Consider the following 23,591-nt stretch of genomic DNA (forward strand, 5'->3'; position numbering starts at 1 on the left):
CTAACATCGCCCTAATGGAAATTGCGATCGCCCTCTTGCAACATTACAGTTTCGATCTTGGTGGCTATACCATCAATGATTTAACTCGTGAATGGAACAAGTTCAAGCCTGAGTGGGTGCGTCAAGCAGTAATCGAAGCACTGTTTCAAGGAAGATATAAAGCTGTTTCTGTTAGCCAAATTTTGCAGCTATGGGAACGTAAGGGAGAACCCAATTGTCGCTACAATCGTGAGTTTGAGCGACTGGTATGTGGTGATGTAGCCGTAATTTATGAAGATAGAATTTACTATACGCCGCCTCGTACTGCTTCTCGCGAAGTACCGATTACCGAAATAACTCCCTTTGCTCCAGCAGAAAAAACTACTTCGCCGATTCCATTTCCTCGTCGTTCCAAGGTCGCAGGTATTCCGATCGCTTCAACGCCTCAACCTAAGCCACAAAGATATCCTGACCGTCTGGCTGCTTTGCCATCAGGAACGACTGCATCTACTCAAGTTTATCCACCAATCCTAAATGTAGAATATTCAGAAGCCTATCGATCTGCCTATGAGAACATGACTTTGTTGGCGGAGACTTCAATATTTGTCGATAAGTTGCGGTCAATGTGTAGCGATCGCTTAGTTTTACCTGTTCCTGAATTTATCACCGAGCAGGAGAAGGTAGAAATCACTGCTGACAGCTAAATTTAAGGCATTGCATAGAGCGTAAACTTTGGCGGGAAAAACTTGATTCTATATAGTGGTTTATATTCTCAACCCTAAAAGAGATGATCTGCTATGCAAACCATCTCTCTTAGCCCAAAAGTAAAAGCCTTGCTACGCAAGGCTTTTACTTTTGGGCTTTTAAAACTTATCAGCTTAACCCGAACTGAGGTTAAAGTTAGGGATTCGGGGTTGAGAATATGAATAAAATATAATATTGGCTGAGCGAAACCAAAGCTACCCAAATTACAAATGGTTTAAGATCTCTATAAATTACGGTTTCTCGCTAAAGTGGATAAGCACAACACCTCCAAACCATCAAGAAATTGTGAGGAATTTTGGATTGCTTTCAAAAATTCCTGTAATTTATGTTTATGAGATCAACCCCATTTATTCCTATTGCCGTATTTATCCTTACCCTTGCCCTGATCGGTTGGGGATACATCCGATCGCGCAAATTTGGCAAACTCGGACTACTTTCTTGGCTGCAATTCGTAGCCTTGATGTCGCCTTGGTTAGTTTACTTTGGCTTGTTTGTCTCAGGTGTTTTTATTAATTTCACAACGCTATTGTTTCTATTACTCGGTTCGACGATCGCCTATGTGGCGATCGGCAACCAATTGCGTAAGGTGGCTACTGCTGAGAGATCAGAGATCGAACAAAAGCTAAAACGGGATCTTGAAGCTAGTAGCGATCGCGCTAATTTGCAGAGCGATTCGGCAAATAATCAATCCCCAACTCAACCTGTAAATACGCCCATTGCTGTAGCCATGTCTCAGGGGAAGACACAGCTAAGACTGTTTAAAGCGCTCCCTCCCGAAGACCTGAAGCTGATACAGGGTATTTTTGGGATTGAAACCTATTACCTCACCGAGACGATTCCCTATCAAGAGGGAGCCATTTTTAAAGGTAATTTGCGCGGTGAGCCTGATGTTGTCCACGATCGCTTAACGACATCTTTGCGCGATCGTCTTGGTAATAAATACAATCTATTTTTGGTAGAAGGTCAAGACCGCAAGCCTGTGGTGATTGTGCTGCCACATCGAGATATTGCCGTTGATAATGACACAATTCCTCAAAGGATTTTGATTGCGGTATTGATTTTTGCAAATGCTTATACAGCCTTGAGTTTAGGAGCACAGGTAGCTGGTATTCCCGCCGCACAGACTGCTCAAGACTATTTAGCAGGATTGCCCTTTGCCCTTGGTGTTGCCACGATTTTAGGCATTCGTGAACTTGCAATGCGATTTATGGCAAATAAATATAAAGTCAAGCTGAGTTTGCCATTTCTCTTGCCTTCATCACAATTAGGCTCCTTTGGTGCATTTAGCCGCATTTTTTCACCCCTGCCAAATCGTCAGGCTCTATTCGATATTGCGATCGCCCCAGCAGTTGCTAGTGGCTTGTTATCTTTAATCGTACTGATTGCAGGTTTATATCTATCGGCGATCGGTATGGGTAGTATTGAGATCCCTAGCCAGATTTTCCAAGCTTCGGTATTAGCAGGAACCCTTGCCAAGCTATTTCTCGGTGATGCGCTCCATAATAATTTGATCTCAATTCATCCTCTAGTAATTTTGGGTTGGCTTGGTTCCGCGATTACGGCTCTAAACTTGATGCCTGCGGGACAGTTGGATGGTGGTCGCATTGTCCAATCCGTTTATGGACGGAGGATCGCTAGTTGGACAACGGTATTAACGCTAATTTTCTTGGTAATTGCCACGGTGATTAATCCCCTTGCGCTCTATTGGGGCGGTATTGTCTTAATTCTCTTGCGCGATCTCGAACGTCCAATGCTGAATGAATTGTCAGAACTAGATGGCGATCGCGAGGCTTTAGGAGTTGTGGCTTTGTTTTGGATGGTGGTGACTTTATTACCGCTTACTTCTGGTGTAGCAGAGAGGCTCGGCATCGGTAGTGGTGGCGGGCTAATTCCTTAAAAAAGAAGCGCACCCAAAGGGTGCGCTTCTTTTTTGGATTATTGAACTGTAGAGAGCGTAACAACAACGTTTTGTCCCAAGTCATTGGTAAAGAATTCTGTGGGCTTTTCGTGACAAGTTATAGCAGTTCTAAATAAGTTAAAAGAGGCTTCGACTCCGCTCAGTCAAAGTATTATAGATGGCTGAGCGGAGTCGAAGCCCTATTTTTTATTTGAATTATCTATATAAAAGAATAGATGACAGATTACAAATCCTATTCTTGGGGAGGTGGAGTAAATTTCTCGTTATCTGATGGTGGATTAAAGGGTTTAATTTCAGGTAACGGGGGTTTAGATTCAGGCAAATTGCGTAGGGTTGGGGGAATGTTGCTAACGGCTCCAAAGGGTTGCTTAGCGATCACCTCAGCCATCTTGTTATCAGTCATCGCTAATAAAGATTGAATTGCCCCTGGTATGGAATGGGGGTCCATAAACAAAACTTTACTACTCGGACTTTGACCGATCGCCTGACCCATTTCTAGATATTTCTGAGCTAATAAATATTGCACTGCATCCCTGCCATGAGTATGATTAGCGATCGCCTCAGCAATTCGCTCGATCGATAAAGCCATTGCCTCAGCCTGTTCTAGCTGCACCTGACGCTCTGATTCGGCAAGGACTTTATTGGAGAGAGCTTCCGCCTCCGCTTTTTTGATTTCGGAAGTTTTTTCACCTTCAGACAGCGAGATCATGGCTTTTTTCTCGATTTCAGCAGCCTTTTGCTTTTCCATCGATTGCAGTACTGAGGTCGGGATCGTGATTTCGCCTAGTCTGACCCGTAAAACTTTAATGCCCCAGTCCTTTGTGTCACTAGATATGCCTTCTAAAATTTCGTCGTTAATCCGCTCTTGCCCACCAATGATGTTATCCAGATCGCATCGCCCAATCTGAGTTTGGATTTGGGTGGCAAGGGAAACAACGAGAGATTTATCCACATTCTCAATATTGTATCTCGCCTGTTTGAGATCCGTAATTTGCCAATACATTACTCCACTGACGCTGACACTGACGCTATCGGAGGTGGTGCAGGGTTGTGGTGAAATTTCTAAAACCTGTTCGCGGGCGCTTTTAATGAGAGTAACGCGATCGAGAAATGGGAGAACGATGTTAATCCCCGGTTCCATCGTTTTTTGATATTTACCGAATCTCTCTACCAGTGCAATTTGCCCTTCTTCAATAATCCGAAAGGAGCGATAGATATAAGTGCCACTTAAAAGAGCGAAAACAATACTGAAAATAGTTGCTTCCATAGATAAACCTTTTAATGGAGTATGCACTCATTTGCAGATCGCTATATAGCAATACGATCTGCACAAAGTACAGATCGTGGTTAGGTTTGAGTTAGCTGACTAATTCTATTTCATGATCACTTAAATGTGTCACAAATCTAGGTGTAAATCTCACTTCATAGGGATAGTTGGGGCTGATCGGACGACCATGCCACTCTGTATGTATACGCACAACTTCTCCTTCTAGTCCTGTAATCTCAAAGGAGTTACCCTTGTGTTCAGGATGATGAAAGACACTGAGTTGTGTCTTTACACGAACGCGATCGCCAACCTTCATAAATTCTGATGTATCCCAATGTAAACGATATTTCTCAATTATCGCTTGTTGAGGTTGTCAATGCCAATTAATAAAATTCAATGCTTTGCATCACATTTTTATAGCAATTTACCCAAGAGGATAGTGGGCGGAGCTTAGCTCCACCCACTATCCTCTTGGGCTTACTCGTAGAAAGCACCATTAATCGCTTACTTGAAAAGCACTATATTTGGCTATTCTGCAACAGGAAAAGCCACTTCTAACTTTGGTGCATGTCCCCAAAATGCCTCTAGGTCATAATATTCACGTTCCTGAGCCATCATTGCATGGACAATCACATCACCATAGTCCAGCAAAATCCATGTGCCATCCTGTTCACCTGCGATATGTCTAGGCTTACGTCCAAACTTTTCTTCGATCGCCTCTTCGGTAGCACCTGCGATCGCCCGTACCTGTGCCTTAGAAAATCCTGAGGCAATGACAAAATACTCTGCCAAACTAGAAACTTCACCGATCGCTAGCAAAACGATATTCTCTCCCTTGCGATCGTCAGCAGCGATCGCCGCCGCCTTGGCGATTTGATAGCTTTGTTCTTGTTCTCTTTGACTAAGTTGGAGATCTGGGGAGGTAGGGATATCGGTGGCGATGGTCATAGTTGACAGATGTACTCCTGATAAATTATTTCAGCACAGCTATATTGTAACTTGATTACCAATAAAGGCGGCGCGAAGCACATCAGATAGATTTGTTGTGTCGTAACGTAAGGATGGGCGGCGCGAAGCGCCGCCCATCCTTACCTATTTAGTAGCACCAATTTTTTTCTGTAATAAAAATCTTCTAGGCTGCCCCAGTAGCCAATAATTGAAGGCACCTTCTTGGTCATGGATGCGATAACCAATCTCATCATACAGATTACGCGCTGGATGATTATCCTCTAGCACATGCATATACAATCGCGAAAACCCCCATTGTTTTACGGTTTGCTCGGCGGCTCGGAGCAGTTGCTTTGCCACCCCCCTTCGTCGCCATTTTGGATGCACTGCTAAGTTAAAAATATAGGGATATTGCTGCATGGTGCGCCCGAGCCAAAAGCCGCGATAGGATTTTGTTGGTACATAGCGCATACAAATTTCTAATGAAGCGATCGCTTGGGACTTGTTGGCAGTATGAGTAGCGACAAGACAGGCATAGCAAGGTGTTTGCTCACTAAAGCGACTATTGAGATCGAGCATAATTCCATAGCGCAACAGTGGATAGACTAAATCCGTAAAATAGCGCAGCAAAAAATTGACTTTGTGATCGTGTCTCCGATAAAAGCTTTCGGTCAAAATGTCTGACACATGACCAACATCCCTAGAACTAGCGTGACGAATGATAAACGAGGAAGATTGTCTTTGCACATTCAGCGCTAATAACTTAGCAATAATAATTTGGCAATGATAATTTGGCGATCATGGTCTAGCGATCATTATCTAGCGATAATAACTTAAGTACATTAGCTAGCATCCAATCAAAAAATTTTAGTGCCTACAATACTAAAGAATTTGGTGGATGCAAAGCACCTAATTTAGCGATCGCAATGACCAATCTCGATAAACCCATTGATAGCTCGAACAAAATCCGCCCACGTAAACAATTTGGACAACATTGGTTGCGGAGTGATGCGGTACTTAACAAAATTTTGCGAGCGGGACAATTACAACCAAGCGATCGCATTTTAGAAATTGGACCAGGGACGGGCAATCTTACCCGTTTGCTACTGCCCTTTGTGGAGTCACTGACAGCAGTAGAAATTGATCGCGATCTTTGTGCAAAGCTTCGTAACACCATGAAGCAGCCAAATTTTCAATTAATTGAAGGTAGCATTCTGGAGATTCCCCTTCCTTCCCAAACTAATAAAGTCATTGCCAATATTCCCTACAACATCACAGGGGAAATCCTCAAAAAGCTATTAGGAACTCTCGCCGAACCAGTGCAGCAATTTGAGCAAATTGTCTTGCTAGTGCAAAAGGAAATCGGCGATCGCCTTGCCGCTAAAGCAGGACACAAAGCCTACAATGCCCTCAGTGTCAGGATTCAATATCTTGCGGATTGTCAATTTATTTGTGATGTCCCTGCCTCGGCATTCTATCCACCACCAAAGGTCAATTCGGCAGTTGTTCGCATTATTCCGCGCCCACCAATCACACCCGCCAGTGATCCTAAATTTCTAGAGCGCTTGATTACCCTTGGTTTTGCCACGAAACGCAAGATGCTCCGCAACAATCTCATCTCAGAAATCGCTCGAGATCGCTTAGTTGAAATTTTAGAAGCAATGGGAATCAACGCACAGGTACGCGCCGAAGATCTAGATGTAGCTCAGTGGGTAGCCCTCGGTGAAGCTGTTCTCAAAACCAAAGCATAATTAGGGACTTGCGATTAATTAAAGTACCTGTGGCTTCGACTCCGCTCAGCCAACGTTAGCTGAGCGAAGTCGAAGCTAGATAACTTTGGAGGGACATTTTTTATCCGCAAGAGCCTTATGCTAAAAAATGAAGAAAGCGGGCTTAGCCCGCTTTCTTCATTTTTGAATTCCGAGATCTGCTTGTAAAAAGTCGATAAATTGTTGGGCAGTGCGTCCTGATTGACCATTATTGCGAGTTGCCCATTGCAATGCACGAAAATCAAGATCTTCAATTGGTAATGTAATGCCTGCTCGTTTCGCGAGGTGATGTACGATTTTGAGGTAAATTTCTTGATCCGCTTTGAGGAAGGTCAAGGTCAAGCCAAAGCGATCGCTTAAGGACAATTTTTCTTGAACTGTATCCCAAGGATTAACCTCTTCACTATTACTCAAGGTTTTGAGCGTTGGGCGATCGCTAAAGTATTCACGCAATAGATGGCGGCGATTAGAAGTGGCATAAACCAATAGATTGTGGGGCTGAGCCGATAGATTGCCCTCCAAAACTACCTTGAGCGCCTTATAGTCCTCACTTTCTTCTTCAAAGGATAAATCATCAACAAAGATAATGAACTTCTGAGGAACTTTTCGCAGGACTTCCGCAATGATTGGTAAGTCCTTGAGATCGTCCTTGGCAACCTCGACTAGACGTAGTCCGCGATCGCGATAGGCATAGAGCAGAGACTTCACCATAGAGGATTTGCCCGTACCACGGCTGCCATAAAGCAGGACATGGAGAGCATGATAACCAACTAGAAATGCTTCTGTATTTTTGTAAAGTACCTGACGCTGGTTCTCATAGCCAACAAGATCTGATAACAGCACCAGATCAGGATAGGATATTCCCTCTAAATGACCTTTGCGCCAACGGAAAGCTTCATAATCGGTGAATATACCTGTGCCTGAATGCTTGTAATAATCGGCAAGTTCAGGTAAAAGTTGCGTCCAATCATCGGTTGCTTGAAATTTGAGAATTAGCGATCGCTTAGATTCCGAAAGTCTCGATAAATCACTGGGACACAATTGCCAAGACACATGGTTATTGCTCGCAGAACTCACAAAATCAACCAGTTTATCTCCACCCCATAAACTCATCTCTTCTAAGATTTTGAGATCATGCTTGACCGCAGAAATTAAGGACATCGGCAGTTGTGAGAAATCCTTAACTTGAGCTAATTGGCTAAACGGATTCTCAGAAGTCAAGATTTGCAAAATCACATAGTCGCGCCAGTTATAGCCTGTCGCGGCGATCGCTCGAAACCACTGACCATAGGCAAAGAGGTAACTAAGCTGTCGTGAACTATTTTCATGACCATCTAGAGCGTAGTTTGCTAGCGACTTCAACAGTTTTTCGTAGGCTTCCCAAGGTGCTTGATCTAAGACATTTTGATAGAGCAATAGCGAAGCAATTCTCACCTGCCGCGTATAAATAAATTCCCTTGTTTCGTCAAGCATATTTCTCAAGTTCATTTGGTGAGGAGCATTGCTCACAAATAATCTTTAAACTCTTCCCATGTTATCCCTTGTTGGATGTAATTAGGATGATTTGGTTTGTAGGGCGCGGTGAGGCGATCAATGGTGATAATTTCAGCATGATCAGGAATTACGGGGACATCAGGATCAAAGGCAGTCGATCGCACTAAAGAACTCGAAAACCCCTTAAAAACCATGACTTCATCGAGTTCGTCAGCAATTTTTAATTTGACGAGCAGGACTTCCTGAGGATGTTGACTGCTATATACTTCTAGCTGTTGACCCTGATTTATAGACATAAATTTGCAGACATAATTGCTTAGTTTAAGGTAATAATTGGAACTCAGTTTGCCCCATGCTTGTCAACAGCAACAAACAATCCTAATTCTGCTATTTTTTGGTGTGGCGCACCAAAAAAATTGTTTTTTAGCTTTAACTGATTTCTTATAGATTTTATAGGCTTTGCATATGCTAAACACACGATCGCTGATTCAAGCTGTACCAATTGCAATCCTGACATGGCAACTTATGAGTTTTACGGCGATCGCCCAAAACACCTTTGGGGTGACAGGACAGGATGGTGATCGTGGTCGTGATGGTCGGAGTGGTCGTGATGGGCAAGATCTTAAAGTTGTTGGTGATGGTAAACCTGCTGCCTATGACCTCACGGGGACAATCGGCGAAGATGGCGAAGATGGAACCGCAGGGCGATCGGCTAGTAGTTGTGAGCAGCCCTATCGCCCTGCCAATTCTCTGATCGGAGCGTTGGGTGGGCGTGGTGGCAATGGCGGTAATGGCGGACGTGGCGGTAATGGCGGCAATGTCACCATTTTTTATACAGATATTGCCAACCTTAAACAACTCGAAATTCGTAATGCTGGCGGCAAGGGGGGCAGAAATGGGCGAGGAGCTGTCAGTGGTAAGGGATGTGAATGTCGAGAAGCAGAATGGCGCGTTAAGTATTGCAATGTGCAGATCGAGCGCAGACCCTACAGTGATCCCAAGGCAGCGTGGCAATATTATTCCAGTGAAACGCGTTTATGCGGACGTTCCAGTGATGGATTTGAGATCGATTTTGATAGTTTATTTTCTAAGTCTTCTGAATATCGTAAAGATGACTGGCTATATCGACGCACCAATAAGGGAGTTTCGCGTTCAGACTACTATTCCTGTCAAAATGGACGGGATGGTGAACCCAGCAGCAATGGACGTAATGGCGAAACTGGTAGCTATGGCAAGGTAACGCTGGTTCCTCGTTTAGATATTCCTGTGGAAATTACTAGCGATCGCGCACCACTCGCCGCCGCTTTGGGCAAAAAAGTTAACCTCATCAAAAATATTTGGGTAGAAAGGAGTGGGTTATCGCGTTTACTCCGTCCTAGCTCCGATGTTGCTGATACATATACCTATCTCAAAGATACCGCCCGTTTATTTTATCGATTTGAGTGGGCGGCTCCCGAATCACCGACAGCCTTAGGGGTTGATCGCGTGGAAATCGGTGGCACAGTTAATATCCGCAATGAAAATGCTGAAATTCAATATCAGTTACCAGGAACATTGGAATATCAAGTGCTTCCTGCTAACAATGTGGAGAATCTGCAAGTGGTCAAGATCATAGGGGGCTTCAATCCCGATCGCGTGAGTTCTTTTCAATTGCAGAGTATTTCAGGTGTGGGGACAGAAAATCAGCTTGTCCTGAGCGATCGCGGTAAGGTGCGAGAACTGCTCAAAGATACTCAAATCGAGGTGCAATGTCTGAGTAAGCAATCAGCAACGGGCGTAGTGGCTAGCGATTATGTCAAGCGTCGCACCGTCACCTTCAAAATTCCACCCAAAATGACTCCCAGTGAAGGCGCGATCGTCAATGACCATATCTACACCTTACCTGTGGGGCGTTATTGCTCACCTTGGCTACGTGCTGATAATGAGGCTACCTATGAGATTGTGATCGCTCAAACCACGAAAAGTGGTGCAAAGTACACCCAAAATCTCAAATCTAGCTTTGTTGTTGGGAAGTAATCCAAAAGTGCCACGCTTTGCGTGGCACTTTTGGAATTCAAGACTGCGAAGGCATAATTTCGTAGGTCATAAAATCATGGGCAGGAATTGTATTTGCAAAAATCATCCTTGCCTCATTTACCAGATCTTCCAATAGAATTGCATTGCCGGGGGCATAGCGTGGACTGAAATGGGTCATGATTAATTGCTTTACATTCGCCAAAAGTGCCACTTGGGCTGCCATCGTACTAGTGGAGTGCAAACGCTGAAAAGCCATATCGGAATCTTGATGAGCGAAAGTAGTCTCATGAATTAGAACATCAGCATTTTGCGCTAACTCCACCGAACTATCACAAAAGATCGTATCCGTGCAATAGGCAATCTTCCGTCCAATCTGAGGAGCACCGCAGAATTCCTTACCATCGATTTTGCGTCCATCAGGTAGGGTAACAATCTTGCCCTGTTTCAATTCACCAAAAATTGGACCTGCGGGAATATTCATGGCGATCGCCTTATCGACATCAAACTTACCTGCGCGATCTCGTTCTACTAAACGATAACCATGGGCTGTTACCTTATGTTTGAGAGGGGCTGCCATCATATAGAATTCTGAATCTTCGCAGACTATACCAGTCTTCACTCGATGTACTTTGATCGAATAGGATAGTCTTGTCTCGCTATAGCGTAAACAAGCGTCGAGATATTCCCCCAAACCCGAAGGACCATAAATATCAATATGGCTGACATTGCCTGCCATACCACAACTAGCTAATAGTCCCGGTAAACCAAAAATGTGATCACCATGCATATGCGTGATGAAAATTTTGGTGATTTGGCTAATTTTCACATCACTTCTGAGTAACTGGTGTTGAGTTGCCTCGCCGCAGTCGAGCAACCATACCTCAGCACGTTGAGGTAAACGCACTGCCACACTAGAGACATTGCGTCCGCGAGTGGGAACCCCCGAACTAGTACCGAGAAAAGTGATCTGCATATCTAGTCATCTACAAAAATCTCGATGCGGCGATTACTTTTGCTGTTGCCTTCACCAGCACTACTAGCCAGAGGACGGGTTGTCCCATAACCGATCACCATCCAATAGTAGTTTTGCTCACCACGCAGTCTAGCCAAATAATCTCTAACCGCCGAAGCCCGCAAATAGGACAAAGTTAGAGCATTCCCCGTAGCCGCATCCACATGTCCATTAATTCTCACTCGCTTGCCTTTGTCTAGGGGTAATTGCGCCGCCACCTCATCGAGCAAACGAAAACTTTCGGGACGGATGCTTGCCTTATCTACATCAAACAAAGCCTCTGATGAGAGCGTAAATTGCTGCTTCTTATAGTTTAAAAAGTTAAATGAGGGTTGCCATACTAAATCTGGGCGCAGAAAGGCGATCGCTAATCCAGTGACAATTCCTGCGATCGCACCTACACCTAAAACTGCACCGCGCACGAGCAAAGTCAACAGAGGATGATCCGCTTGTTGCGAATTACCCGAAGGTTTACTGATTGATTTATCTGGAGTTGGTGAATTTGTCACAGCAACCGCACAATATCCTTGCTCAATATCAAATCCACAATTGAGCATACGCTTAATTGTGGATCTCATACAAATCTAAAAGTAAGTTTTTTAGATTTTAATTATCTAGCGATGAGGAGGGATTAATCCTCGTACCATCTGTCCTATATCTATAGACACAGCGCTCTGCGCTGACTTGAAACCGAGAGAAATGCTTGAAAGAGCAGCTTTGCCGTACTTTCAAGCATTTCTTATATTATTTTTTCTTAGCTTTAGAACTAACAGTCGTATCGATCAGTTCTAACTCATTAGTGCGAAATGACACAATCTTTTCCCAGTTACCACCACCAAAAATCACGGCAACTCGACCATCAGTCACACGCTGTACTTGACCTTGAAATCCGTAATAGGTGTCACCCTCATTTACAACCCGCACTGCTGAACCCGGAAAAATGATTGGCTGCATATTTTCTTGAAACTCCTTGCTGTGGTTTTGACTAGGTTTATTCTATATCCTTTGACGATCTGCCCCTATTGCTTTTTTCAATGATTACCAGTTGGATTAGATTGCTATAGCAATCTAAAGATTTGCTTAGGACATAAAACCCAAATAAGTGAAGGCGGCACGAAGTGCCGCCTTCACTTATTTGGGTTTTGACTTGCTATGCAGCTTTATCAAGATGACCAAATATTTTCTAAATTCAGCACAAATCCTGATAACACATCTTCCCCAGACAAACTTACAGGTGTTTCGAGAATTTCTACAGGTTGACCTAACCGATAAATCGCTACACGCTTACTTTCAGGATCGATCAACCAACCTAGACGACAACCATTATCTTGATATTCCTGCATCTTTGCCAAACCTTTAATCCATGAATCCGTTGGCGACAAAAGCTCAATCACAAAATCTGGACATAGTGGCAAAAACTTCTTGCGTTGTTCAGGACTAAGAGCATTCCATTTTTCAATGGGTATCCATGCTGCATCTGGTGAGCGATCGCTACCTCTAGGCAAAGAAAATCCCCCAGAAGAATCGAAAACCTTACCAAGTCGCTCCTGACGATTCCAGATACTTAGATCAGTATTTAGATCAGAATTCCAAGCGCTAGTTTCACCGCCAGTGGGGGACATAATTACGAGTTCTCCATTTGCATTGCGCTCTAGTTTAAGTTCAGGGTTTGCCGCACATAGATCGTAAAACTGCTCTCTGGTCAGTTTCACAATCGGATCGAGATTGATTGTATAAGCGGTCATCATCTTCACTCCGCAAAGCAACTTTGAGATCTATTCTAAGGAAATGCTCTAGCAAAAATCATCAGATCAGCGATCGCCCAGTCTCACATAATTTCTTCAGCCAAAAGCTTCCCCTTGACCCGTTCATATTCATCTTCCAGAAACCATTCTTGGGCGGCTTGATAATTCGAGTGAGAGACCACCAGGTTGTAATCTGCGGCAGGATTGAAAACATTACATTTGCCATCATGATCAACCACAAGCATCAAAACTTTTGGTGGAAAGGGTATGGGATCAACCCAAAGTTCGATAAATTTCCAAGTTTTAGCCAGTTTTTCGAGGGCTGGTGCGAGGGATTGCATGATACTCACCTGTAGCTTTTAGGACTTTGATCTCACCATAATAAAGAGGTGTTTCGCTGCCATCTAATCTAATTATGCAACCAATTGGCTCGGCAAAATATAGTCCATACCTCTCATAGTCATCGGTTTCATCACAGCAATTCTCATTATGAAAAATTAACTACTGTTGGGAGGGAGATCTAACTCCAAACCTTGAATCATAAAAGTCAAAAGATGATCCCAACTATCAAAAACAAGATATCGAGTCAAGGCGCGTAAATCGTTAAAAAAGGTTTTGCGGGTTGGCAAATGAGAGCGCAATAACTGGTACTTGTCATCGACCAATTCCAATAACGTGTGAAATAGTAGGGACAAAATATTGAGGGTGGCTAGGAATGAAGCAAGATGCTCCTTGCCATGTCCAAAGTTGTGTTCTAGGTTGTAGCCCTTAGTTTTGAGAGTATTGTTATTCTCATTTTCCACTTTCCAACGAGTACGACCAGCCAGCACGATTTCCACCACTGTTTGCTCAGTAATCAGGTGATTGGTGGCAAAAGAGTTTTTGTAAACTACCTTGCCATCAGGTCTAGTCACAGTTAGTTCACACCAGTTAACCAGCAAAGCATCGTCACCATCTTTGATAGGTAGCCCATTGACATATTGGTAGGTATAGGTCTCTTGAACTTTCCCTGTCCACTTATTGACAACCACCGTTGGCAAAGCAATCCCTTCTATATGCTCATAGATAGTGGGGTGAGATTCGGGGCGGCAGACTAAGATGAAGTTGAACTGTTGCTCTAATAGCATTTGGCAGAGGGGTTGGCGAGAATAAAGGTCATCACCCAAAACAGTTACCTTGAATGCACTGTACTTACTGCCATGTTGTAACAACCATCTTTTGGCGGCTGTATTCTCACAGTCTTGCTTGTCATTTCCATCCTGCGGCACAATAAATTCTGGTACTAGGGGAATCACTTGCGATTGATGTGGACTGACGATAACTGGCGTAACTACGCTATGAAAATAATGAATTTCTCCTGATTTCATTTTCCTACTCGAACAATGGTGACAGTGTATTTGTTTTGAACTAAAGTACTCTGTCCCATCTAGCGCCATTAATAGATTGTTGGCGAATCCTCGAAATCCTTGCAGTTTCCCCTTTTGCTCTATCGTCTCCAAGATTGTCTCGAACACTGGAAACATTTCTTTAGGTTGCACTGGGTCTAGCAAGTCTCGGATATGGTTATCCGTTGGTATTTTATGCACCCCAAATAAACTTTGGGCGTTGCTTCGCCCTTTTGTCTGCTCCATTGTCCGCTGGTAAGACAAGAATGATGGACTTTGAGTGAAAAATACACTGAATGCACTCATGGCTGCATCTTCCATGCCATAGCGACTATTTTTGCCTGTCCGCTTGTCTGGCAATGATTCTAGTTGTTGTCGGAAAATTTCTACAATTCTGTCGAATGAGCCTTGTGCTTTCAAAGCTCTTCCCCTAAATCAATCATCATGTTATTTACAATATCCCTATATCAACGGTTTGACTAGCCTTCGTTCATAATGAGAATTGCTGGTTTCATCATCAATGCCAGTGCGTTCTCCATCTAAGATGATAGCCTGAATAACTTTTTCTAAGGTTTCGCGATCGCTAAAAATATGCGCCCTCCCTTCCCTTCTTAGCAATCGTTGAACTTGAGTCGTATTTGGCAAATGTTTATCAATCAAACTTGATCTAGGATCGGGAGCAATACGTCGTTTTATTCCTGCCATGAATATTTAGTAACTAAATTGGGTTACTTTCAACGTAATTTATCTCTCGATAAAAGTCTTAAGTTTGGTGTATTTTTTGCACTATTAAATTGATTTTCGCAACCTAATTAACAACCGTATGGATGATAAGCGTGCACAAATTGTCATAGTAATTAGTCAATGATTTATGGCATAGTACTAGATTTAAATCTATAATCATCATAAAATAATATATTGCTAAAATTACCGATTTGCTAGTTTCTAACACATATTCCCGCCCCAACATGGCGATATACTGAGAACCATCAAGGTATATCTACTTAAACAACATAACCAATAGAGTCATTTGCTAAAGCAATCGCTCAAGCAGTGACTTAAAATAACAAAGATTTAATGTGTCTAGCGCTTAGCGCAACCCACATTAATTAAAACTAGCACTAATAACCAGAGCAACAGTTTACAGAGTAAAGAGGCGATCGCAAATCATGGTGATGATTGAAACCAAAGCCGAACGCATGGTCATAAATATGGGACCTCACCACCCATCCATGCACGGCGTACTTAGACTTATCGTCACGCTCGATGGCGAAAACGTAGTCGATTGCGAACCAGTACTAGGGTACTTGCATCGCTCGATGGAAAAAATCGCCGAAAGTCGCACGATTATTCAATATCTCCCCTACGTGACCCGATGGGATTACCTCGCAACCATGTTTACCGAGGCAATCACCGTCAATGCCCCTGAAAAGCTAGCCAATGTGCCAGTGCCAAGACGCGCCAGCTACATCCGCATGATCATGCTAGAACTGAGCCGCATCGCCTCTCACCTCCTGTGGCTCGGCACATTCGTTGCAGACATCGGCGCACAAACCCCATTTTTCTACGTTTTCCGCGAACGGGAAATGATCTATGACCTGTTCGAGGCAGCAACAGGGATGCGGATGATGCACAACTATTTCCGTATTGGGGGAGTTGCCGCCGACCTACCCTACGGCTGGAATGAAAAATGCGAAGACTTTTGCAACTACTTCCTCCCTGTCATTGACGAATACGAAAAATTAATCACCAATAACCCCATTTTCCGCAAACGGGTCGAAGGATTAGGCACAATCACCCGTGACGAAGCCATCAGTTGGGGCCTATCAGGACCCATGTTACGCGGTTCAGGTGTAAAGCTAGATTTACGCAAAGTCGATCATTATGAACTCTACGACGAACTCGACTGGAACGTGCAGTGGGAAACTGGCGGCGACTGTCTAGCCCGTTACCTCGTGCGAGTTCGAGAAATGCGTGAGTCCACAAAGATGGTGCTGCAATGTCTGAAGCAGATTCCCGGCGGATCTTACGAAAACCTCGAAGCTCAACGAGTTCTCGCAGGACCTAAGAGTGAATGGAACTCCCTAGATTATCAGTTCATCAGCAAAAAGCCATCTCCTACCTTCAAAGTTGCCTCAGGCGAGCATTATGTTCGTGTTGAAGCGCCTAAGGGTGAACTCGGTGTCTATATTATTGGTGAAGATAGCGTCTTCCCTTGGCGTTTCAAGATTCGTCCACCTGGATTTATTAATTTGCAAATCTTGCCCGAACTAGTACGGGGCATGAAGATCGCCGACATCATGGCGATTTTAGGAAGTGTGGACATTATTATGGGTGAGGTCGATCGCTAATGTACGGTGGAATTGATTTACAAAGATCTTTAATTGAAATCCTGACAGGGCTGGGCTTACCTGCCGATGTCGCCAAAGTAATTTGGATGTTATTGCCAATGGCAGTAATGGTTTTAGGTGTAACTGTGGGCGCACTCGTCTGCACATGGCTTGAGCGCAAAATCTCCGCCGCCGCCCAACAACGGATTGGTCCCGAATATGCAGGTCCTTTTGGATTGCTGATCCCCCTCGCAGACGTGGGCAAGCTGTTAATTAAGCAAGGCACAATCCCCGCTAAAGCCGATCCTTTGCTCTATACGATTGGCCCCGCTTTAGTTTTCATCTCCGTCTTTTTATGTTATCTAGTCATTCCCTTTGGTCAAAACTTAATTATTTCTGACATTGGCACAGGCGTATTCTTCATCATTGCCATTTCCAGCGTAGCCCCAATTGGCTTGCTGATGGCAGGTTACTCTTCAAATAACAAATACTCACTGCTTGGTGGTTTACGGGCTGCCGCACAGTCAATCAGTTACGAAATTCCTCTGGCTCTAGCTGTATTAGCGATCGCCTTAATGACCAATGGACTCAGCACCATTGATATCGTTAATCAGCAAGCCGAATACGGAATTCTGTCATGGAATATTTGGCGGCAACCAATTGGGTTTGTCATCTTTATCATTGCGGCTTTGGCGGAATGTGAGCGCCTACCCTTTGACTTACCAGAAGCAGAAGAAGAACTTGTTGCTGGTTATCAAACTGAATATTCAGGGATCAGATTCGCCTTTTTCTATGGTGGTTCCTATGCCAACCTATTGCTAGCAGGTTTACTTGCATCAATCCTTTATCTCGGTGGATGGGAATTACCTTTCCCCATTGACAAAATTAGCGCTGCCCTAGGCATCGAAGCAAACACCGCATGGTGGCAAGTTATCGCCGCTTTCATCGGTTTAACTTCAACCCTTGTCAAAACCTATGCCTTTATCTTCTTTGCGATCCTCTTGCGTTGGACAGTTCCCCGCGTTCGGATCGACCAATTGCTAGATCTAGGTTGGAAATTCCTACTGCCCATTGGCTTAGCGAATTTACTAATTACCGCAGCATTGAAACTAGCTTTTCCCTTTGCGTTTGGCGGATAGTAGTTAGCTGTTAGCTGTTAGCGATTAGCTTTTGGCTTTTGGAACTAGTTGATTTTGTAGATTTAGGTTTTTAACATGATCTAAATTTGCTCAGAAAGCCAATAGCTAACAGCTAATCGCTAACAGCCAAAATCCCCCAATTCAAAATTTTCTACAACAATCAAAACACCATGCTGAAATTTCTAAATAAAGTTGGTGAATACACCAAAGAAGCGGTACAAGCGGCTAAATATATCGGACAAGGGATGTCGGTAACTTTTGACCATATGCGTCGTCGCCCGATTACAGTGCAGTATCCTTACGAAAAATTGATTCCTTCTGAGCGTTTTCGTGGACGGATTCACTTTGAGTTTGATAAATGTATTTCCTGCGAAGTTTGTGTGCGCGTATGTCCGATTAACTTGCCTGTAGTGGATTGGAAATTCAACTCAGAGATCAAGAAGAAAGAACTCAAAAGTTACAGTATTGACTTTGGAGTATGTATTTTCTGTGGTAACTGTGTGGAATACTGCCCCACTAATGCTCTGTCGATGACGGAAGAATATGATCTATCTACCTTCGATCGCCACGAATTAAACTTTGATAGCGTCGCCCTCGGACGAATGCCCACCAAGGTAACTGACGATCCTTTAGTGACTCCAATTCGCGAATTGGCTTATTTGCCTAAGGGTGTCATCGAGGGGCATGAAGTACCACATACCGCTAAACGTGCAGGTCTCCGCCCTGAAGAAATTGCTGAAGCGGCTTCGGAGCAAAAATAACTTTACAAAACGATGCGATGCATCGTTTTGTCTGGTTTTAAGATTAGGACTAATAAAGGAAATTTAGAATGAACAATATTGGTTTAGGTGATGGTTCACAAACCGTATCTCTAGTGGTGTTAGCTGCCATGCTAACCGCTTCGGCAATGGGTGTGGTGCTATTGCAAAATATCGTTTACGCAGCATTTTTACTTGGTGCTACTTTTATCAGCGTGGCGGGACTGTATTTGTTGCTTAATGCTGATTTTGTAGCGGCGGCGCAGGTTTTAATCTATGTTGGGGCGGTCAATATCTTGATTCTGTTTGCGATCATGTTGGTCAATAAGCGCCAAGATTACCAAGATGTGAAGTATGGGGCTTTACGCAGTGTAGTCACAGGCGTTGTCTGTTTAGGCTTGTTTGCACTTTTAGGAGTGACAGTTACTTCGACTAATTGGGCAATTACCCCGACGATCGCAAAACTTCCCTCAACAATGGTCGTTATTGGTCAGCATTTCTTTAGTGACTATCTACTACCCTTTGAATTAGCTTCGGTATTGTTATTAGTTGCCCTAATTGGTGCGATCGTGCTTGCCCGTCGCGAGTTTATTCCCGATACCGTTAAATCTCAGGCGGATTCTGAGGAGTCTCTCGAATTGTTAGAAAAGCCCAAAGAGCAACTTGTTGCTTCTAAATAAATCATCAACGCCCTAATTGCAATTGATAGTAACCAGATATGACTTTAGAACCTTTTTTGATTATTGCTGCGGCTCTATTTTGCATTGGCATTTATGGCTTAATTACTAGCCGTAACGCAGTGCGCGTATTAATGTCTGTGGAATTAATGCTCAATGCTGTGAACTTGAATTTGATGGCTTTTTCTAATTTCTTAGATTCCGCCAGTATTCGTGGTCAAGTATTTACGATTTTCGTAATCTCGATCGCTGCTGCGGAAGCTGCCGTAGGTCTAGCGATCGTCCTATCGATCTATCGCAGTCGCGATACTGTGGATATGGAGCAATTTAACTTGCTACGTTGGTAGTTTTAAATCTATGGCGTTGCGCCATAGATTCATTTGATTGCACCCAGCTACTTCATAAATTTTCTAATAGCGATCGCAATTGCGGAAACTTAGTCAACTAAGATATTCCGTGATTGCTTTTTTATTTTAGGAGTTTTAAATATGACCCCTTATAAAATCGGTTATTTAGTGGGAACCCTGATCAGTCCACTGTTGCTGATGTTGATTATTGGGACTATTTACTACTTCATTAAAGGGCGTAGTATTCCTTATTGGAAAGCCGTCTTTAGTCGGTGGGTAATTATATCAAGCTTGATTTTAGCTCTCATCAGCTTTGTGGGGCGCTTTAGCTCAGATATGCAACAAGACGCTAGTCACGTCTATCCTGAAAGAGATGTTAAAGCCTTTACAGAGGGTTGCCTAAGTGGTGCGAAAGGCAAAAAGGTAGACATTAAAGTAGCTGAAAAGCTCTGCTCATGCTCAATTACCGAAATTCAAAAAGCCTATACCTATGGCGAATTCAAAAAAATAGATCTAGAAATGCAGAACAGTAAGTCTATCCCTTCTGGTTTTAGAAATATTGTTACTTCATGCGCTCAAAAATAATTTTAGAGCGCATGAAGTCCTGACATTAATGAACTAATGGTTTTACCGATCGCTATTTGTATATCTTTCTTGGTAGGCGCATACTTTGGTAGATATTTCGCCCAAAAAGGTCTAACTGCCAACAACGCTTTGCAGCAGCATCAAAAGCAAGTTTACTTACTTAGTTGCATCACTCTTGGAATCATTACATTGATCGCCATTTTGATGACATCTGGCAGAAATATTCCTTGGGTTCCTGCTTTTATTTCACTTTATCTGGGAGCTTATGCATGGCAAGGTATTTTGCTCATCTGTATCTTTTGTATGGGACTAATGCTTTTGCTAGAAATACCTGCTTGGAAAGACCGACAGCGACTACAGCAGTTAATTCTTTTTCTAGTCATTAGTATTTCATCAGTGCTGTTGTTGATTTATCAAAATTTACCGATTACTGATTTGATTGAATCTCCCCGAATTTTAAAGGGAATAGTATTGCAGACGACTCCCTATAGTTGTGCTGCCGCTACAATTGCGACATTGTCACGCCAGTTCAATCCTGCACTAGACACTACAGAGTTGGATGTTGTTAAGCTTGCAGGAACGAGTCGCCAAGGCACTAATATCCTCTCAGAAATTCAAGCAATGGAGAAATTGGGGCTTGCACCTCAGTATGAACGGAACTTGACGATCGCAGATTTAGTAAAGCGCCGCCAAATGGCAGTTTTGCATGTGATGGAGCCAGTATCGGGTACAAGAATTCAACATGCGATCGCGTTATTGGCGATCGACCCCGTTAAGGAAAAAATAACTGTGGCGAATCCCTTATACGGAATCCAAGATAAAAAATTCATTGACATGAAAGACTATTGGCTCGAAGACGCTATTTTTGTGACAGCATCACAAAAATGATTGTAATACATAGCTTAAAGCTGCACTAGATAAGGGAACTGAGAGATTATCTGTGCCTCCGGGGGAATAGGCTTCGAGTAAAGCCGCGATCGCGGCAACAGGTATTGCTACACCCAGATCTCTAGGTTGAATACCGTGAGTAATACCAAAAATACCAAGAATTACGATCAAGCTTGTGGCAAACATGGCAAAGGAGCCTTCATAACTACGTTTATTGCCCAAATGCACAAAGATATGTGTACCAAATCTTTTACCAATTAGTGCTGCCATCCCATCCCCCCAAGACATCACCATCGCGCCAATTACTGCATATTGAGGATAGTTCTCCCAGAGCAGAGTTACTAAAATTGTGATACTAAGCGCGTAGTAAAACACCCCATAGGTTTTGCGCCCCACATCATCGAGCATCGGCAAAATATTAATGCGGTGAGATGCTAGGGCGATCGCGCTAAATGTCACACCTGCGGTAATACATAACCATGTAGGGATATGTAACCACCATGAGATCAGTAATACATTGCCCGTACCGATATGCACAACCTTGCGAACTAATTCAGGATCTTGCTTGAGGCGATGCAAGATTTCTGAAGTCAGAAATACTAGACCAAGCCAAGTTAAGACTGCACCAATTTGGATTGCCAGAGTAGTTGTCTGAGAAATATCGCTAGTTATGGGCATAGGACAAACAGCAAATAAGCGTGTAATTGCTTATGGTATCGCAACTTCTAGGCACAATTTTAGGTATATATAGCGTTTCCCAGTTTTGTGAAGTACGGTTTTGTTTTCCCACCTTCGACGGAAAAACAAACCTCTATAACTAGCCTACTAGTGCTGCAATCAATGAGGTAGCATCTTCAGCATTAATTGGGCGCGAAAATAAAAAGCCTTGTCCATAGTCACAATCAAGGGAACGTAAAATTTCTACGTGAATTTCTTTCTCTAAACCTTCAGCAACTACCTTCAGACCTAATCGCTTCGCTAATTCAATAATTGTGGAAGTAATTTCTAGATTAGTTTGATTAGTTTCAATATTCTGAATAAAGGAGCGATCTATTTTTAAAGTGGTGAGCGGTAGAGATTGAAGATAGGATAGAGAGGAATAGCCTGTTCCGAAATCATCAATCGATAAACCAATGCGGCGTTCACGCAAATCGCGCAAAATATCAAAAGCTTCACGAATATTCTCCATCAATACAGTTTCTGTAATCTCAAGAACTAAGTTCTCACCACTGATGCCAGCATCCTTGAGATTTTGATCAATATTTTTCAGTAATGTGGGGCTGACTAATTGCAATCCTGATAAATTAACACTCATTTTGGCAGGACAGGCAACACCAAATAGTTTTTGCCATCTTCCCATCTGTTGACAAGCTTCTTCGAGAACCCAGTTTCCTAAACGGACAATCAATCCCGTTTCCTCCGCTAAGGGAATGAATTTAAGAGGAGAGATCCATCCTTGGGTGGGATGTTGCCAGCGCACTAGAGCCTCAAAGCCAATTAAATTATCTGTACTGAGTAAAAAGATGGGCTGATAATGAACTTGTAAAAGTTGGGATTTAATCGCTTCTTGGAGATTTATTTCGAGATTTAATCTCTGCAAAGCAATCTGCTGCATATTCGTGTCAAAGAAGACGGTGCGCGTTCCTGAACCCTGTTTGGCATAGTGGCTGGCAGTATCAGCAGCACGTAGAATATCTTCAGGTTGATCATAGGGAAGATCACTCGTCGCAATTCCCACATGAATTAAGGAAGATATCGTAATTTCATCTAATTGAATGGGAGTTTCAAAGAGTTGATGTAATTGTTTGATATAAACTAATAAGCTCGTAGGGGTTTCTAGTTCCTGAAATAAAATTGCAAATTCATTATTTTCTAGACGCGCAACTACTTTAGCTGGAACTTCCCAACGCTCTAATCGACGCGCAACTTCGATTAATAGGCGATCGCTTAAAGCGTGACCAAATCCAGATTTAATAATCGAATATCTGGCTACATCTAGAGTTAATAGGGCAAAGGAACTACCTTGAGCTTGTTTTCGAGCAATATTCTTCGCAATTTTTTGGATTAGCCCATTACGATTAGGCATCCCCGTTAATTGATCGTAAAAGACTAAATTATGCAGTTTATCCAATGCTTCTTGCAGTTTCTGCTCCTGCTCTTGCAATTGGTGGACAACTTCTAAGGTTTTATTAATGGTAATTTCGAGGTCTTCAAAATCAATTGGTTTTGTTAAAAAATCAAATGCCCCACAGTTCATTGCTGTCCGAATGTTTTTCATATCCCCATAGGCAGAAACGACGACTGCCTTAAGTGGGCGATCGAACTCGGATAAGTTGGATAATAACGTCAAGCCATCCATTTCTGGCATTCTGATATCCGTAAGAATCACATCGATCGCGTCAGAGTTACGTAAAATTTGCAGTGCTTCTAGACCATTTTGGGCAAATTGAAAAGAAAGCTCTCCCGTTTGAATTTTTTTTCTAAACCGTTGTTGCATGAGACGTTGAACCTCAATCTCATCATCAACCACCAAAATCAGGTTTGACTTGTTTGTATTTTTCATAAATTC

At 43.1% G+C, this 23,591-nt stretch carries 26 protein-coding genes and 1 pseudogene; 11 read left to right on the plus strand and 16 right to left on the minus strand.

The window, feature by feature from the left end:
- The first annotated feature begins 14 nt into the window (after positions 1 to 14).
- Together HC246_RS11095 and HC246_RS11100 are read left to right on the plus strand one after the other, a co-directional pair.
- The gene (locus HC246_RS11095; protein WP_169363443.1) at positions 15 to 683 is read left to right on the plus strand and encodes a hypothetical protein; all 669 of its coding nucleotides are present in this window, start codon (positions 15 to 17) and stop codon (positions 681 to 683) included.
- 392 nt (positions 684 to 1,075) lie between these two features.
- Positions 1,076 to 2,641, plus strand: coding sequence for a site-2 protease family protein (locus HC246_RS11100; protein ID WP_169363444.1), 1,566 nt, complete (start codon positions 1,076 to 1,078; stop codon positions 2,639 to 2,641).
- 253 nt (positions 2,642 to 2,894) lie between these two features.
- On the opposite strand, the gene HC246_RS11105 is transcribed toward HC246_RS11100, so the two are convergent.
- From HC246_RS11105 to HC246_RS11120, 4 genes are all read right to left on the minus strand, one after another.
- Positions 2,895 to 3,929, minus strand: coding sequence for an SPFH domain-containing protein (locus HC246_RS11105; protein ID WP_169363445.1), 1,035 nt, complete (start codon positions 3,927 to 3,929; stop codon positions 2,895 to 2,897).
- A 91-nt stretch (positions 3,930 to 4,020) separates the two neighbouring features.
- Positions 4,021 to 4,245: a ferredoxin-thioredoxin reductase variable chain gene (locus HC246_RS11110; protein ID WP_169363446.1), complete on the minus strand. Its 225-nt coding sequence runs from the start codon at positions 4,243 to 4,245 to the stop codon at positions 4,021 to 4,023.
- A 212-nt stretch (positions 4,246 to 4,457) separates the two neighbouring features.
- On the minus strand, positions 4,458 to 4,877 hold the full coding sequence (rsfS, locus tag HC246_RS11115) for a ribosome silencing factor (RefSeq protein WP_169363447.1): 420 nt from the start codon (positions 4,875 to 4,877) through the stop codon (positions 4,458 to 4,460).
- Positions 4,878 to 5,021: 144 nt separating this feature from the next.
- Positions 5,022 to 5,624, minus strand: coding sequence for a GNAT family N-acetyltransferase (locus HC246_RS11120; RefSeq protein WP_169363448.1), 603 nt, complete (start codon positions 5,622 to 5,624; stop codon positions 5,022 to 5,024).
- A 179-nt stretch (positions 5,625 to 5,803) separates the two neighbouring features.
- On the opposite strand from HC246_RS11120, the gene rsmA reads away from it, so the two are divergent.
- Positions 5,804 to 6,628, plus strand: coding sequence for a 16S rRNA (adenine(1518)-N(6)/adenine(1519)-N(6))-dimethyltransferase RsmA (rsmA, locus tag HC246_RS11125; protein WP_169363449.1), 825 nt, complete (start codon positions 5,804 to 5,806; stop codon positions 6,626 to 6,628).
- A 156-nt stretch (positions 6,629 to 6,784) separates the two neighbouring features.
- On the opposite strand, the gene HC246_RS11130 is transcribed toward rsmA, so the two are convergent.
- Both HC246_RS11130 and HC246_RS11135 read right to left on the minus strand, forming a co-directional pair.
- A complete protein-coding gene (locus HC246_RS11130) occupies positions 6,785 to 8,119 on the minus strand; it encodes an ATP-binding protein (RefSeq protein WP_169364561.1) in 1,335 nt (444 codons plus the stop codon).
- Positions 8,120 to 8,151: 32 nt separating this feature from the next.
- A complete protein-coding gene (locus tag HC246_RS11135; RefSeq protein WP_169363450.1) occupies positions 8,152 to 8,436 on the minus strand; it encodes a DUF7734 family protein in 285 nt (94 codons plus the stop codon).
- 169 nt (positions 8,437 to 8,605) lie between these two features.
- Between HC246_RS11135 and HC246_RS11140 the strand changes: the two genes are divergently transcribed.
- Positions 8,606 to 10,156: a hypothetical protein gene (locus HC246_RS11140; protein WP_169363451.1), complete on the plus strand. Its 1,551-nt coding sequence runs from the start codon at positions 8,606 to 8,608 to the stop codon at positions 10,154 to 10,156.
- Between the two features lie 37 nt (positions 10,157 to 10,193).
- On the opposite strand, the gene HC246_RS11145 is transcribed toward HC246_RS11140, so the two are convergent.
- From HC246_RS11145 to HC246_RS11175, 8 genes and pseudogenes are all read right to left on the minus strand, one after another.
- On the minus strand, positions 10,194 to 11,129 hold the full coding sequence (locus tag HC246_RS11145) for a ribonuclease Z (protein ID WP_169363452.1): 936 nt from the start codon (positions 11,127 to 11,129) through the stop codon (positions 10,194 to 10,196).
- Between the two features lie 2 nt (positions 11,130 to 11,131).
- Positions 11,132 to 11,746, minus strand: a complete 615-nt coding sequence (locus HC246_RS11150) for an OmpA family protein (RefSeq protein ID WP_225902942.1) — start codon at positions 11,744 to 11,746, stop codon at positions 11,132 to 11,134.
- A gap of 166 nt (positions 11,747 to 11,912) precedes the next feature.
- Positions 11,913 to 12,122 (minus strand): NAD(P)H dehydrogenase subunit NdhS, encoded by a 210-nt coding sequence (locus tag HC246_RS11155; RefSeq protein ID WP_211167684.1) that lies wholly within the window; start codon positions 12,120 to 12,122, stop codon positions 11,913 to 11,915.
- Positions 12,123 to 12,331: 209 nt separating this feature from the next.
- Complete coding sequence (locus HC246_RS11160; RefSeq protein ID WP_169364564.1) at positions 12,332 to 12,913, minus strand: Uma2 family endonuclease; 582 nt, start codon at positions 12,911 to 12,913, stop codon at positions 12,332 to 12,334.
- A gap of 83 nt (positions 12,914 to 12,996) precedes the next feature.
- The gene (locus HC246_RS11165) at positions 12,997 to 13,254 is read right to left on the minus strand and encodes a hypothetical protein (protein WP_169363453.1); all 258 of its coding nucleotides are present in this window, start codon (positions 13,252 to 13,254) and stop codon (positions 12,997 to 12,999) included.
- Positions 13,217 to 13,387 (minus strand): annotated as a pseudogene (locus HC246_RS26915) (DUF6972 family protein); the annotation flags it as partial. The pseudogene HC246_RS26915 and the gene HC246_RS11165, both read right to left, overlap by 38 nt.
- Positions 13,388 to 13,410: 23 nt before the next feature.
- Complete coding sequence (locus tag HC246_RS11170; RefSeq protein WP_169364411.1) at positions 13,411 to 14,691, minus strand: ISNCY family transposase; 1,281 nt, start codon at positions 14,689 to 14,691, stop codon at positions 13,411 to 13,413.
- Between the two features lie 69 nt (positions 14,692 to 14,760).
- A complete protein-coding gene (locus tag HC246_RS11175) occupies positions 14,761 to 15,003 on the minus strand; it encodes a DUF6972 family protein (protein ID WP_211167685.1) in 243 nt (80 codons plus the stop codon).
- A 464-nt stretch (positions 15,004 to 15,467) separates the two neighbouring features.
- On the opposite strand from HC246_RS11175, the gene HC246_RS11180 reads away from it, so the two are divergent.
- From HC246_RS11180 to HC246_RS11210, 7 genes are all read left to right on the plus strand, one after another.
- Positions 15,468 to 16,649 carry an NAD(P)H-quinone oxidoreductase subunit H gene (locus HC246_RS11180; protein WP_169363454.1) on the plus strand — a complete coding sequence of 394 codons (1,182 nt, stop codon included), beginning with the start codon at positions 15,468 to 15,470 and terminating at the stop codon, positions 16,647 to 16,649.
- Positions 16,649 to 17,767, plus strand: coding sequence for an NADH-quinone oxidoreductase subunit NuoH (gene nuoH / locus HC246_RS11185; RefSeq protein ID WP_126389088.1), 1,119 nt, complete (start codon positions 16,649 to 16,651; stop codon positions 17,765 to 17,767). The genes HC246_RS11180 and nuoH overlap by 1 nt, the downstream gene beginning before the upstream one ends.
- 173 nt (positions 17,768 to 17,940) lie before the next feature.
- Positions 17,941 to 18,528, plus strand: coding sequence for an NAD(P)H-quinone oxidoreductase subunit I (gene ndhI / locus HC246_RS11190; protein ID WP_211167795.1), 588 nt, complete (start codon positions 17,941 to 17,943; stop codon positions 18,526 to 18,528).
- Positions 18,529 to 18,596: 68 nt separating this feature from the next.
- On the plus strand, positions 18,597 to 19,205 hold the full coding sequence (locus HC246_RS11195; RefSeq protein WP_169363456.1) for an NADH-quinone oxidoreductase subunit J: 609 nt from the start codon (positions 18,597 to 18,599) through the stop codon (positions 19,203 to 19,205).
- 38 nt (positions 19,206 to 19,243) lie between these two features.
- Positions 19,244 to 19,549, plus strand: coding sequence for an NADH-quinone oxidoreductase subunit NuoK (gene nuoK / locus HC246_RS11200; RefSeq protein WP_126389084.1), 306 nt, complete (start codon positions 19,244 to 19,246; stop codon positions 19,547 to 19,549).
- A 141-nt stretch (positions 19,550 to 19,690) separates the two neighbouring features.
- Complete coding sequence (locus HC246_RS11205) at positions 19,691 to 20,134, plus strand: hypothetical protein (RefSeq protein WP_169363457.1); 444 nt, start codon at positions 19,691 to 19,693, stop codon at positions 20,132 to 20,134.
- Positions 20,135 to 20,170: 36 nt separating this feature from the next.
- The gene (locus HC246_RS11210) at positions 20,171 to 21,022 is read left to right on the plus strand and encodes a cysteine peptidase family C39 domain-containing protein (protein ID WP_169363458.1); all 852 of its coding nucleotides are present in this window, start codon (positions 20,171 to 20,173) and stop codon (positions 21,020 to 21,022) included.
- Here the strand turns inward: HC246_RS11210 and HC246_RS11215 are convergent.
- Complete coding sequence (locus HC246_RS11215; protein ID WP_169363459.1) at positions 21,011 to 21,700, minus strand: diacylglycerol/polyprenol kinase family protein; 690 nt, start codon at positions 21,698 to 21,700, stop codon at positions 21,011 to 21,013. The two genes, HC246_RS11210 and HC246_RS11215, sit on opposite strands and share 12 nt — an antisense overlap.
- A 139-nt stretch (positions 21,701 to 21,839) precedes the next feature.
- Positions 21,840 to 23,585 (minus strand): putative bifunctional diguanylate cyclase/phosphodiesterase, encoded by a 1,746-nt coding sequence (locus HC246_RS11220; protein WP_169363460.1) that lies wholly within the window; start codon positions 23,583 to 23,585, stop codon positions 21,840 to 21,842.
- Positions 23,586 to 23,591 lie beyond the last annotated feature (6 nt).

Source organism: Pseudanabaena yagii GIHE-NHR1 (assembly GCF_012863495.1).
GTDB classification, from domain to species: domain Bacteria; phylum Cyanobacteriota; class Cyanobacteriia; order Pseudanabaenales; family Pseudanabaenaceae; genus Pseudanabaena; species Pseudanabaena yagii.